This window comes from Nocardia arthritidis, from assembly GCF_011801145.1.
In the GTDB taxonomy this organism is placed as follows: domain Bacteria; phylum Actinomycetota; class Actinomycetes; order Mycobacteriales; family Mycobacteriaceae; genus Nocardia; species Nocardia arthritidis_A.
This window is the reverse complement of sequence record NZ_CP046172.1, coordinates 2,536,469-2,549,285: the sequence shown is the minus strand read 5'-3', so window position 1 is coordinate 2,549,285 and position 12,817 is coordinate 2,536,469. Positions and strand designations below refer to the sequence as shown.

12 protein-coding genes are annotated in these 12,817 nt (G+C 68.0%); 4 read left to right on the top strand and 8 right to left on the bottom strand.

From position 1 onward, the window contains the following. The first annotated feature begins 219 nt into the window (after positions 1 to 219). A complete protein-coding gene (locus F5544_RS11265) occupies positions 220 to 1,191 on the top strand; it encodes a threonine ammonia-lyase (protein WP_167473139.1) in 972 nt (323 codons plus the stop codon). 25 nt (positions 1,192 to 1,216) lie between these two features. Here F5544_RS11265 and F5544_RS11260 read toward each other — a convergent pair whose 3' ends face one another. Both F5544_RS11260 and F5544_RS11255 read right to left on the bottom strand, forming a co-directional pair. Continuing rightward, positions 1,217 to 1,651, bottom strand: a complete 435-nt coding sequence (locus F5544_RS11260; RefSeq protein ID WP_275107024.1) for an STAS domain-containing protein — start codon at positions 1,649 to 1,651, stop codon at positions 1,217 to 1,219. 424 nt (positions 1,652 to 2,075) lie between these two features. Continuing rightward, on the bottom strand, positions 2,076 to 2,897 hold the full coding sequence (locus tag F5544_RS11255) for a helix-turn-helix domain-containing protein (protein ID WP_203217538.1): 822 nt from the start codon (positions 2,895 to 2,897) through the stop codon (positions 2,076 to 2,078). 329 nt (positions 2,898 to 3,226) lie between these two features. Between F5544_RS11255 and F5544_RS11250 the strand changes: the two genes are divergently transcribed. Then, positions 3,227 to 3,511, top strand: coding sequence for a hypothetical protein (locus F5544_RS11250; RefSeq protein ID WP_167473137.1), 285 nt, complete (start codon positions 3,227 to 3,229; stop codon positions 3,509 to 3,511). Between the two features lie 12 nt (positions 3,512 to 3,523). Then, positions 3,524 to 3,967: a carboxymuconolactone decarboxylase family protein gene (locus F5544_RS11245; protein ID WP_203217537.1), complete on the top strand. Its 444-nt coding sequence runs from the start codon at positions 3,524 to 3,526 to the stop codon at positions 3,965 to 3,967. Positions 3,968 to 4,019: 52 nt separating this feature from the next. Here the strand turns inward: F5544_RS11245 and F5544_RS11240 are convergent, their stop codons facing one another. Further along, positions 4,020 to 4,970 (bottom strand): GlxA family transcriptional regulator, encoded by a 951-nt coding sequence (locus F5544_RS11240; protein WP_167473135.1) that lies wholly within the window; start codon positions 4,968 to 4,970, stop codon positions 4,020 to 4,022. Positions 4,971 to 5,147: 177 nt separating this feature from the next. Between F5544_RS11240 and F5544_RS11235 the strand changes: the two genes are divergently transcribed. Continuing rightward, positions 5,148 to 5,819: a DJ-1/PfpI family protein gene (locus F5544_RS11235; protein WP_167473134.1), complete on the top strand. Its 672-nt coding sequence runs from the start codon at positions 5,148 to 5,150 to the stop codon at positions 5,817 to 5,819. A gap of 76 nt (positions 5,820 to 5,895) precedes the next feature. Here F5544_RS11235 and F5544_RS11230 read toward each other — a convergent pair whose 3' ends face one another. From F5544_RS11230 to F5544_RS11210, 5 genes are read right to left on the bottom strand one after another with little or no spacing between them, the layout of a single operon-like run. Then, positions 5,896 to 7,467 (bottom strand): helix-turn-helix domain-containing protein, encoded by a 1,572-nt coding sequence (locus F5544_RS11230; protein ID WP_167473133.1) that lies wholly within the window; start codon positions 7,465 to 7,467, stop codon positions 5,896 to 5,898. Further along, positions 7,464 to 8,591, bottom strand: coding sequence for a DUF917 domain-containing protein (locus F5544_RS11225; RefSeq protein ID WP_167473132.1), 1,128 nt, complete (start codon positions 8,589 to 8,591; stop codon positions 7,464 to 7,466). The genes F5544_RS11230 and F5544_RS11225 overlap by 4 nt, the downstream gene beginning before the upstream one ends. Next, entirely contained in the window at positions 8,588 to 9,682 is a 1,095-nt protein-coding gene (locus F5544_RS11220) for a DUF917 domain-containing protein (protein WP_167473131.1), read from the bottom strand. Before F5544_RS11220 ends, F5544_RS11225 begins: the two co-directional genes overlap by 4 nt. Continuing rightward, positions 9,672 to 11,237 carry a hydantoinase/oxoprolinase N-terminal domain-containing protein gene (locus F5544_RS11215; RefSeq protein WP_167473130.1) on the bottom strand — a complete coding sequence of 522 codons (1,566 nt, stop codon included), beginning with the start codon at positions 11,235 to 11,237 and terminating at the stop codon, positions 9,672 to 9,674. Before F5544_RS11215 ends, F5544_RS11220 begins: the two co-directional genes overlap by 11 nt. 48 nt (positions 11,238 to 11,285) lie before the next feature. Beyond that, positions 11,286 to 12,617 (bottom strand): purine-cytosine permease family protein, encoded by a 1,332-nt coding sequence (locus F5544_RS11210; RefSeq protein WP_167473129.1) that lies wholly within the window; start codon positions 12,615 to 12,617, stop codon positions 11,286 to 11,288. Positions 12,618 to 12,817: the final 200 nt, after the last annotated feature.

Sequence of the window (12,817 nt, the reverse complement as noted above, 5' to 3'; positions counted from 1 at the left end):
CCACACCGCCACGCTACAACGACGAGGACGGGGTGACGAGGGCGTCGGACCGGCTGGTTCGACGGTGAAACGCCGCCGCGAAATCGGCGGCGAACCCACCCGATTCGAGGTCGGATCTGTATCGGTTGTCATTCGCTGGGCACCAGCGATTTTCGACCGAATGATCTGCTATCGACTTGAGCCGCAAGCGAACTCGCGGAGGCGCTATCGTGGTGTGTCGTGCCAGAAACGCGTCTCGACACTGACCGGATCCGGGCGGCTCGCCGGAATATCGATCCGATTTTTCTCGACACTCCGCTGTACCGCTGCCCGGCGCTGGAGCCCGAACTCGGGTGCACCGTGCGCGTCAAACTCGAAACGGCGAATCCGGTGCGCAGTTTCAAGGCCCGCGGCACCGAGCTCGTCGCGGGCCTGCTCGCGGACAACGGTTCACGGGCCGTGGTGTGTGCCAGCGCGGGCAACCTGGGCCAGGCCCTCGCCTGGTCCGGTCGGCGCCGGGGACTGGATGTCACCGTCGTGGCATCACGGTTCGCGCCCGCCGCCAAACTCGCGCGCATTCGTGCGTTGGGCGCCGAATTACATTTGGTGGACGGCGATTTCGATGCGGCACGGGAAACAGCGGCGGCCATAGCGCGCCGCGACGGCATCCGGCTGCTCGAAGACAGCCTGGACATCGAGACCTGCGAGGGCGCGGCAACCATCGGCCTGGAACTGGTGGATGCCCCGCCGTCGTTCGACACCGTCTTGATCGCGCTCGGCGGCGGGGCACTCGCCACCGGGGTGGGTCATGTGGTGAAAACGCTGGCACCGCAGGTCGAGGTGATCTGCGTGCAACCGCTGGGCGCACCGGCCATGACACGCTCATGGCAGCAACGGCGCGTCGTCACCACCGATTCGACCGACACCATCGCCGACGGCGTCGCCAGCAGGCGGCCGATCCAGGCCGTCCTGGACGACCTGCTCCTGGTCGCCGACGATGCCATCCTGGTCCGGGAGGCATCGATCATGGCTGGTATGCGGATGCTGCTCGAGCATGCCGGACTCGTCGTCGAACCTTCAGCCGCACTCGGGATCGCGGCGATCCTCGAGAACCGTGACCGCTTCGCCGGGCGGCAGGTGGTCACCATCGTGTGCGGGAGCAACGTCGACCTGGCTGCCTATCGTCGCTGGGTCGGCGCGGCTCCCGAGTAGCGCGGAAATAGAGAACGAGATCGCCTTACCCGACGCCCTGCGCCGGTTCCGCGATTGCCGCCGGAATATCCCGCCTGACCGCGGCGGCGACCGTGACCGCGGTCACCACCTCATCACCGTGACCGGATACCTCGAGCAGGCGATCGACGCAGCCGGGCCCGGTCACCCAGGCCAGCGGTAGGCGGCCGCGGGCGCGGCGGGCGGCCTCGAGCATCACAGCCAACCCGGCGATGCCGAAGAACCCGACACCGGACAGATCCACCACCACCAACCGCGCCCGCGAGGCGAAAATCTCCAGCAGGCGCAGGCGCAGCACGTTCGCGGTGGCGCCGTCGACCTCCCCCCGCACGGTCAACACCGTCACCTGCGGTGAGGGCCAGCTGACAGCGACATCGAGCAGGTCCCGCCCTTGGGGTTCAGCAACAGCACAATGACTCGGAACGACGAACAGCCTCGGCATGACGCACTCCGGCTTCCCGATCAGGTGTGACGACCGAAACGGCTCCCGCCACAACACCTTTCGCGCCCGCGCTCTTCGCCGCGAACTGGGCTGGTTATTCAACCGTGACCGTGGAATACCCGAACCCGCCACCGGATACACCCGTCACCGCACGGCCGACAGAGCAATTGACGAATGGGTCGCACCGACCGAGTCGTTCAGCATCGCCACCACCCCGGTCACCCGATACCAGTGGCGCAGCAACAAGAGCCTGTTGATTGTGGGCCGGTAACACGTTGCGATACCACGACTTTCGCGTCCTGCTCCTCGTCCCACGAGCCGACTGACTGCGCCATGCCGACGACAGCCAGGGTTTCGCGCCTCTCGGCGCGCTTTCGCTATCAAATCCAGGAAGGCTGTTCCGGCGCACGCGTGAACGATCGCGTCACTCCGGTTGAACGTCCGCGCCACGAGCCCGGCCGGGATCGTTCGAGCGGGCGAACTCGACGGGTGTCTGGCCGTAGCGCTTCTTGAAGGCGCGAATGAAGTGACTGCTGTCGGAGAATTGCCAGTGCGCGGCGATTTCGGAGACCGTCGGCCGCCGGCGCGAGGCGGTCAGGTCCTGCCGAGCCTGTTCCAAGCGGCGGTTGCGAATATAGGTCGTCACCGACTCACCCGCCGCGGTGAACGCTCGTTGCAGCGTTCGCGCGGAGATATGAAGCTCACGGGCCAGCATTGCCGGGCCCAGTTCGGGGTCGGTGAGGTGGCGGTCCGCCAGCATCTTCGCCGCCTGGACGAGCGCGGGCCGCAGTCCGGGCTCCCTATCGTCGAACCGACCCACCACCACCGCCTTGGCCAGCTCGATCAGCGCGCCGTGCGCCGCGTACACACCGACCGGGCCGAGCTCGGCCACGGTGCTGTGAATCATGTTCGTATGCGCCGCGAGCAGGCGCATTTCGGCCGAGACCGCCGATTCGGTCATGCTGCGGTTTCGCAGCCGCGGCTCGAGCATCGCGGAGGGCAGCGTGAGAATCTGCACCGTGGTGTCCGGCGCCGCCCCGAAGTGCAATGGCGGTCCGTGCCGCAGCAGAAACTGCCCGGCGGTCACCGTGTATTCGGCGCGATGGGGTGAGCCGCCCAGCATCCAGACGCCACGCCGCACCACGTAGATGCGCACCTGATCGTCATAGCCGAGCGGAGTGCCACCCGTGCGAATGACGCTCGCGCTGTCGAGGTCGGTGATCGCCGCGTCGAGCACCTTCGCCACGCGGCTTCTGACCCGGAAATCGCCGGTCGTGACGGCACTGAAGGTCGGTAGCGGAACCCGTCGCCGACCTGCGTCCGCCACCCGTGCCGGAACACGTCGAAACCACGCGATCCCGCTCCGGGGACGGTGGAATCCAGCGAGAACCCACCGCACGCGTCGAAGACCTCCGCTGCCGTGTTGTTCATCGTCGACCGAATCCACTCCGCGTTCGATTCCGGATCCGCCGGCGTCGGTGTGCTCGGCGGTCGGGATCGAGCATAGCGACGCGGGGGTTCGGGGAGCCTGGCCATACCCGGGCCTGCGGTGTCGAATCGGCCTGGCTGCCACACATGTTCGGGATGGATGCGCTGACCGCGCTCGCCGCGGCCAGGGCATTCGAGTTCTACGGCACCCTGCCGAACTACCGCGCCATGATGGACCGCGAAGCCGTTGCCGGGCCTGGTGATCTGGTGGTCGTCGGCACGGAGGAGCAGGTGAGGGCACGAATTCGTGAGATCGTCGAGTCGGGCGCGACCGAATTCGTCGGCATGCTGTACACCGGAGGCGAATCCGCGACACGGACCCGCACGCTGCCCGCGGACCTGGCCGGTGCGGGCGTGCCGTCGAACAGTTGAGGAGGAATGCACGTGAGTGAATACCGGTCCTATGTCGACGAATCCGAGGAGAGCGCGGTCCGCTTCGATCGCGGTGCGCGAATACTGAAGCAGGTCAACGATGTCGAAACCGAGCGCCTGCTCGCTGCCTTCTCGGATGTGGCGCCGAATCTGGGCCGGTACATCGTCGAGTTCGCCTACGGGGATATCTACAGTCGCCCGGAGCTGGATCCGAGTCGCCGGGAACTGGTCATCCTCGGCGCGTTGACCGCGTTGGGACGGGACGCCGAGGTGGAGATCCATCTGCATTCGGCATTGAATGTCGGCCTGACGCCTACGGAAATCGTCGAGGCCCTGGTGCAGGTGCTGCCGTATGCGGGATTCCCGCCTGTGCAGACAGCGGTCATGATCGCCCGCAGGGTTTTCGCCGAGCGCGGGCTGCTGGCATCCGAGTCGCCGGGAGACTCCCAGCCGTGACGGAGTCTCCCGAACGGGCGCGCTGTCGCTGCGCATGATCTGCGCGGGCGAATCAGTGCGCGGTCGCGCGGAAGGCGGAGCGGTAGGAGTGGGGTGATACGCCGACGACGCGTTTGAAGCGTTCGCGGAAGGCCGTCGGGGAGCCGAAACCGGCTTGGGCGGCAATGCGTTCCACGCCGTGATCGGTGGTTTCGAGGAGGAATTGGGCGCGGCGGACGCGGGCGCGCAGCAGCCACTGCAGGGGTGTGGTGCCGATCTGCTCGCGGAACCGCCGGCTGAAGGTGCGCTCGCTCATGCCGCTCTGCCCGGCCAGGTCGGCCAGCGTCAGGTCGCGGGACAGGTTGTCCTCGATCCAGCTCAGCACCGGGTCGAGTAGTAAGCCACGCGGCGCGGCCGGGAAGGGGGTGAGGATGAATTGTGCCTGTCCCCCTTCGCGTTCCAGCGGCACAACCGACAGTCGGGCGGCGTCGGCCGCGACGGCCGAACCGAAATCCCGGCGGATGAGGTGCAGGCACAGATCGAGGCCCGCCGACGCACCCGCGGAGGTGAGGATCTGGCCGTTGTCCACGTACAGGACCTCGGCATGCAGGTCGACCCGCGGAAACATCCGGGTGAAGGCGTCGGCGGCGATCCAGTGCGTGGTGGCCCGCAGCCCATCCAGCAATCCGGCCGCGCCGAGGATGAACGCGCCGGTGCAGATCGAGGCGATCCTGGTGCCCGCGGCCGCCGCGACGCGCAGTGCGTCGAGAACCTCATCAGGTGGCGGCTCGGCTCGCTCCGAGCAGCCGGGCACGATGATCGTGTCGGCCGCGGCCAGTGCGTCGAGCCGATGGGGCGCAATGATTTCGAAAGATTCGGTGAGCACCCGCTCGACCGGCGCACAGACTTGGACCCGGTACGGCCGCCGCCCGTCGCCGAGCCGCACTCGCCCGAATGCCTCGATCGGAGTTGCCATATCGGCCGGTACGACATGATCGATCACCAGGATCGCCACCGTGTGCATTCGGCCACGATAAACGAATTCCCGCCAACCCCAACGACACAGGTCAGTGGCGAAAATCACGCGTTGGACCAGTTGGCGAGAACCCGTTGGACATTGTCGATTTCGCCGATGTCCGGCCGCGCCCAATCGACTTAGCGTTGCACCGCAACGTCATTCGCAAAGAAGGAGCAGCACCCGATGCGCGCCCAATTCGTTCTGTTCGACGGCTTCGACCCACTGGATGTCATCGCGCCCCTGGAGGTGCTGTACACCGCCGCCATGGTCACCGAGGACGATGTTCGCTTCGCCTTCGAATTGGTCACCGCGGAGGGGGCGCGCGACGTGCCGAGCGGAGTTCCTGGCCTGAGCCTGCGGGCCACCGCGGCCCTCGACCCCGCCGTCGCGGATCTGGTCCTGGTGCCCGGCGCGGGCGGCACGCTGCCGACCGGCGCGGAGACCACCGAGGAGGAACTGGCGGGCACGATCCCCGGAATTCTCGGCAGTACCCTCGGCACCCAGCTGCCCGCCCTGATCAAGGCGGCGCTCGACCGCCCGGAGACGCTGGTCATGACGATCTGCGGCGGCTCGCTGATCCCGGCGATGGCGGGCCTGATCGACGGCAGACCGGTGACCACCCACCACATCGGAAATGAGCTGCTGGACAGCACCGGCGCGCGCCGGATCGACGCCCGGGTGGTCGACGACGGCGATCTGATCAGCGGCGCGGGCGTCACCTCCGGCCTCGACGCGGCCCTGCACCTGATCGAGCGCGAACTCGGCCCCCAGGTCGCCCACACCGTCGAAACCCTCTTCGCCTACGAGCGCCGGGGCATCGCCTGGGCGGATCGCGGGCGGGTTCCTACCGTCTGATCGACGAAATCGACACCGCCACAGGCATTTCCACACGGCGGCGGCGTCTCCCGCAAACCGGCTCAACGCGGCGGGCTCAAACGGCCGATGGTTGTTGGGTTTTGCGGACGTTGGGACGCAAAGTGCGGCAGGCTAACTCGACGGCCAGGCGGTCGTCGGGGTCGCGGAGGTTGACGCCGAGGAGGCGCTGGGTGCGGGTGATGCGGTCGGCGACGGTGTTGCGGTGCAGGCCGAGGGCGCTGGCGGTGGCTACTACCGAGGACTCGTGTTCCAGGTAGACGTCGAGGGTGGTGAGGAGGAGTTCCTGGTCGACGAGGGGGGCGAGCAGGGTGTTGGCCAGGGCACGGGCGGGGCGGGAGCGGGTCCAGGCGCGGACCAGGCGGCCGACACCGAGGGTGTCGATGTGGGCGACGCGAGTTCCGGTGTCCTGGACGAGATCCGGGGTGGTGGGATCGATGGAGAGGGCGGCCTCGCGGGCCTCGTCGACGGTGCGGCCGAGGCCGCCGATGCCGGGGTGGCTGCGGCCGACACCGGCGGCGATCTCGATGCGGGAGCCGAGGCGGAGCAGGGCCCGGCGCACCGCGGTGAGCAGTCCGTTGACGGTCTGGGGTGACGGTTCGTCCTTGGTGGTATGCCAGGCGACCCAGCCGTCGAACTGTTCGACGAGGGGGCCGCTGATTTCGTTGTCGTCGAGCGCGCGCAGCATCTCATCGCGGTCGGCGAGGTTGTCGTGCGGGGATTCGTTGAGGCGGCGCAGGTAGATACCGGTGTGCCAGCCGTCGAGTCGCCAACCCAGGATCGCGGCGCGGTGTCTGGGCACCGGGCCCGCGTCCTCGCGCAAGCGCAGCAGGTCGGCCAGCAGTGTGGTGCGGGCGCGGGCATCGCGCTCGGCGTCGAGGCGCTGGGTGGCCAGCCACGCCAGCACCCACGGTTCTGCGGTGGCCAGCACCGCCTGCGCGATCTCGACCATCGCCTGCGCGGGCCGCGACAGCGCCGCGGTCGTCCACAGCGGCGCCGAACCTGTGCTGACAGGGTGCAGCACATAGGTGATCGCATCCTCTACGACGACCTGTGGCAGCGTGAGATCGCGCCGGAACTGCGCGGGCGCATGGTCGCCGTGCACGAGTTCACCATCCGGGCTCAGCGCGCTGACCGGGGCGCGCAGCACCTCCGACGCGGCCTTGATCACCGAGCTCAGGCTGTCGGCCCGCCCGTGGATCCGGCGCAGGAAGCGCAGTATGTGCTCGGCCCGCACCACCTCGGGCGTCGAAACCAGTTGCGCCAGACGCAAAGCCACGTCGTGCGCACCGGCCTGCTCGGGCAGCAGGATGAGCGGCAGGCCGAGCCGCTCCGCGAGCAGCACGCTGGTGGCGAGCGGACCGTGCGGCCCGCCCGGCAGCACCAGACCGGCGACACCGGCCAGCGCGCACCGGCGGATACCGGCCTCGACCTGCCACCCTGTCGAATCGCCGAGCCCGGTGACCACGATCAGGTCGCCGACGCCGAGCCCGGCGGCATCGACGCCCGCGCGCACGTTCACCCGGCGCACCACGGTATCGGTGACGGGGCCGCCGACAACGCGCGCGGCTGCGAGTTCCGGATGGGCCACGAGTTGTACCAGCGATACTGGGCCGGGCGTTGTCTTCACCGTGTAGGCCTCCTGGGTGGGCTCACCTGCGCCCGAACCGGATCCACGTCGACGCCGTGGGCGCGTGGTCCGATGCGAGCCAAAATGTCTTGTTGCCAGAGCCGATCGGGCACCGGCAGGGTCAGCACCGCCACCTCGTGCCCGCGCCGCACCTGCCCGGTCTGGATCGGGCGCAGCGTGTGCGCGTCGAGCACGCAGATCACGTCCGGAGTGGTCACGACCACCTCGCCGTCCCGCAGGACCATCGAGTATTCGTTCTGCATTTCGACGCGCAGCACAGGGGGATGATCGGAGGCGGAGCCGAGAGTGTGAGTGAGCACATGCTCGTCAACGGTCTGCACCGCGACGCTGCCGCTGGCAAAGGCGCGCCCCTCGTAACGGTAGACCTCGAGCACAGTGCCCTGGCCCAGGAAATTGCCGCCGAGCCGCTCCGCCAACGCCTTTCCGTCGTCCCCCGCGGCCTCGCCTTCCTGGTGCCGACGGCCGAGCCTGATGACCTCGGCCACTGTGCCCGGCAGCGCAACATTCCGGTATATCTGCGCGGGTATCGGCGGATAGGCCAGCACCGCCCAACCGCCCAACCCGGTGAGCGCACCGCGCATGACCCGCTCAGCGGTCCGGGCGTCCACCCCGTCGACGATGACGGCCGCGCCGTGCGCCTCGGCACTCACCCACGCACCGGTGAGTTCGGCTGCGGTGAATACGGTTTGGTCGAGCCGGGAAAACGCCCGGCCCATCAGATCGCCGTCGACCACCGGCTTACCGGTTTGCGCGGCGGCGATGAACGGAACCAGCGCGTTGCTACCGCCGATCTCGACCACGCCGATGGCGTCCACCGCGACACCGAGTTGCCGCTCAGCGGTGCTGACGCAGCGGCGCAATTCGTCTCCGGCGGGCAGCTTTTCGATGGCCACCGACGCGGTCGACCCGAATGCGCACAGCACGAGGACCCAGCCCTGATCGAGTTCGTCGATGCCGATCAACCTGGCCTCGGCCCCGGAAGCGAGTTCGGTGCTCAACCACAGCGCGCTCAGGTGGGAATCGCCTCCGCCGCCGGAGCCGAGCAGGCTCGCCCCGCGCTGCAATGCGTCCACATCGTCGGGACCGAGCTTGCCGGTGATCACGTCAGTTCCTCGACCGATCGGAAGTCGAGCTCGAATCCGAATGCGCGCGGGCCGAATACGGCCAGCGCGGCGGGTGTACGCATGATCGGCGGCGCGGAGATCGCGTAGATCGTCACCCGCTGGCCGAAGCGCAGCGCCTCGGTCGTGATCGGCTCCGCGGTCTCCGCATTGAGCACCGTAATGAGGTCTGGCACAACAACTCTCACGCGGCCATCGATGCGGGCGAGAAGGTGCTCGTTCTGAAAAGTCAACTCCAGCACCGAATCACCGCCGAACGACTTGATCAGCGCCTTACCTCGGGCGAATCCCCCGACGGTCGCGCGCTCCACATCGATGATGCGACCGGTGAAAACCGGCGCGGCATAACCATAGTCGGTCTCCTTGAACAGTGCCGTCAACTCCTGCAACGGATCTCGATGCCGGTCGCGACTCTCGCGCAGGCAGCGGCCGACCCGCAGGGCCAGGGTGAGGGTGTTGCGGATCGCGGTGCGCCGCACCTGCGCACCGCTCATCGAATAGTGCGCGATATTGGCCGTACCGCCCATCCGCACCGTGACGGCGCGCGCGAGCCGCTCGAGCCTGCGATTGTCGGCGCCGGTGTCGATGATGCCGTGTTCGTCGTGCGCACCGCTGAATGCCATGGGGGAACCGGGAATTCCGTACACGGCGAACGTCACCATCTGCAATTCCGGAAAGGCCCGGCCCATACCGTCCGCGTCCACCACCGGCAGCCCGAGCTGCGCGCCGACCAGCAGCGGAACCATCGAATTGGAGCCGCCGGACTCGAGCGGCATGGTGGCGTCGGCGCGCCGGCCGAGGTGGCGCTCCAGTGCGCGCAGGGCCGCGGCCGCCTCGGTGCCGCGCGGCAGCTTCTCGATCCGCACGGTCGGCGCGCCCATGCCCGCGGTCGGAATCACCAGCGTGTCACCCGCGATCTCCTCCGGGTCGACCAATTCGACGGTGCGCCCGCGCCGGTACTCCTCCCGCACCATCATCCAGCCCAGGTAGGGATCGCCCCCGCCGCCGGTGCCGAGTAGCGCGGCGCCCCGGGCGAGGTCCGGCAGATCCTCCACACGCAGCTCACGCCCCATGGCGGCTCGCCAACAGCAGATCGCCGACCGCCTTGACCCGCACGCGCGTGGCGTTTCCGGGCAGGTAGGCGATCGGGACTTCGTCCACGTCGACGATGTCGACGTGATCCGGATCGGCGCCACCGGCGATCGCGCGATCGACGGCCTCCTGTTTGGCGGCGTCCAGCACGGCATCGCGCCGTCCGGGCTCCACCGAGTAGATGCGGTCCACTTCGCCGCCGATCTGCGCGATCGCCGCGCCGATCGCGTTGGCGACCGCGAAATGCTCTGTGCGGTGCACACTTCCGACGCCGCTGAGCTGATCCGGCACCAGGAATTCGCCGCCGCCCACGACAACCACCGGCAGCAGTTCACGCGAGGTGCGCATCCGGTCGATCACCTGGCTGATCTTCGCCTCGACCGCGTCGAGCGCCCGCTTGACGAAGTCGTCGGACAACTGCCGGACCCGGCTCCGATCGCCGATATCGAGAATGCCTGCGGCAACGCCGATATCGGTCGCGGTGAGGATATCGCCCCCGAACACCATGGCCTGGCCGGTGAGCCGATAGCCGACGCTGTCCGGCCCGACATCGATTCCGTCCGAGGCGGATTCGCGCACCAGCGAACCGCCGCCGAGCCCGATCGAAATCACGTCCGGCATACGGAAATTCGTGCGGACACCGGCGACGATCACTTCCGTCGCCGCCTCCCGCGGGAAACCCCGGCGCAGCACGCCGACGTCGGTCGTGGTGCCGCCGACATCGACGACGACGCAGTCACCGAGCCCCGACAGGAACGCCGCGCCGCGCATCGAATTGGTCGGACCGGAGGCGAAGGTCGCGACGGGATACTGTCTGGCGTAATGGATTTCCATCAGCGTGCCGTCGTTCTGGCTGAGGTACAGCGGCGCGCCGATGCCCGCGCCGCGCACCGCATCGATCAGCCCGTCCACGATCTGCGCGGCCATCTCACCGAGCGCGGCATTGATGATCGTGGCGTTCTCCCGCTGCAGCAGGCCGAGCCTGCCGATCTCGTGGGACAGGCTGATGGACATCTCGGGCGCCTCGGCCGCGACGATCTGCGCCGCCCGCATTTCGTGCTCCGCGCTGACCGGCGAGAACACCGAGGAGATCGCGACGCTGCGCACACCGTGGTCGAGCATGTCGTGCGCGGCCGCCCGGATCTCGTCCTCGTCCAGGTCCGAGATCAGCTGACCGTCGTACTCGAAACCGCCGTGGCACAGGTACGGCCGACCCGCGACAGCCCGCACCAGCGACTCCGGCCAGTCGACCATGGGCGGCAGTGCGGCCGTCGCGGGCAGGCCCAGGCGCAGCGCCGCCGTGGGCGCGAGCCGGTTCGCCTCGACGAGCGCGTTGATGAAATGCGTGGTACCGATCATGACCGCCCGCACGTGCGCGGGGTGCACGCCGGAGCTCGCGGCGAGATCGGCGAGCGCCGTGACGATTCCGGACGTGACGTCCTCGGTGGTCGGCGTCTTGATTGCGGAAACTACCCGCGCGCCGTCCATGAGGACCGCATCGGTGTTCGTGCCACCGACATCGATGCCAATGCGCATGCGATCACCCTACGGTAACCGGGCGCTTCGTTCTGGTTAATCGCCAAGTCAAATCGACTGCCGCAGAGCCGATTTGACTGCGGCCGGTTCCGTATCGTGGGATCCGAACCCGCGCAGCAGCCCGATCCGGTCCGCGACGAGGTAGAGCACGAAGGCAGCAACCAGAGCGTTGACGCTGGGCAGGCCGAATTTCACGTACTTGCCGAAAAGTGAAGCCAGCAGCCAGATCACGAGCGTTGCGGGCACCCACATGGGCGAGCTCATCGGCAAAGTGGTGTCCGACGAGGCGAGTTGCGATCGCCAGCGGCGCACAACGAAGTATTCGGCGATCATGATCGCCGGTATCGGCGGGAAGGCCACCGCGAGCAGATTGAGGAAATCGGTGTAGTGCGAAAGGATTCCGGCCGCACCGAGCACACTGCCTGCTATTCCGAGCGTGATCGACACCCACGCCCGGTCGACCCGGCGACCCGATACCGCCTCCACGAGATTGGTCACGCCGAGCGAGGACACATAGAGGTTCCAGTCGTTGACCTTGATGGCTGCGGCGACGATCACCAACACGCCGACCCAGCCGACCGACGAGGTGACGATCACGACGATGTTCTTGCTCTGCAGCGCATGGGCGAGCAGCACACCCACCGATCCGATCACCCACTCACCCAGCGTGATTCCGACGATCGTCTGCTTGACCACGTCGGCGGGCGTGCGGTTGAAGCGGGTCATATCCGGGGAGATCACCGCGCCGACCATGAACTGGCCCGCGACCAGCGTGACGGCCTGCACCAGGCTCAGATGCGGGCCGGGCGCGGGGGCGGTCAGCAGGTGCCCCAGATCGTGGCGGCGCAGTTCGATCACCACCGACACGGTCGCCAGGATGAAGAAGGCGGGCACGGTGATGTAGGCCGTCCAGGCCATCCACCGGAATCCGTAGGTCACGATCACGGTGACCAGCAGGCCGAACAGCAGCGACCAGCCCCACACCGGCAGCAGCCCGAGAATCTTCTCCAGACTGCTGCCCGCCAGCTGCGATTGCACACCGAACCAGCCGACCGCGCTCAGCCCGATGACCAGCCCGACCACCGCCGCGCCGCCCTGGCCGAATCCGGTCCAGCGGCTGAGCACCGATGTCGAAAGTCCTTCGCGCTGACCGATAATGCCGACCCCGATGACCACCAGCTCGAGCAGCACGGCGCCCAGGGTGAACGCCAGAAATGCCTGCGCGAACGGCAGACCGAAACCCAGCGTCGCGCCCAGTAGGAACTGACTGAGCCCGGAGATCTGGCCGAATCGCTGCGTAGCCACCGACAGCCAGGGATAGCGCGCCCGTTGCGGGACACGGGTCAGCGCGTAGTCGTCGTGCCCAAGCCGGGCGGCCATCGACGTTCCCCCTCTGAATTCCGCTGTAGCGTAATGGGATTCGCATAGTACCGAGAGCCGGACAAACACCCCATGTGCGATCCGCACAACCGGCCTGACCGAAATGTGCAGCACGCCCGGATCGAGTGACCGAATGTGCCAGCCGCTCGATCCACACCGGTCGGCTATGCAGTCCGCACATGGACGGTCGCCCTGGAGAT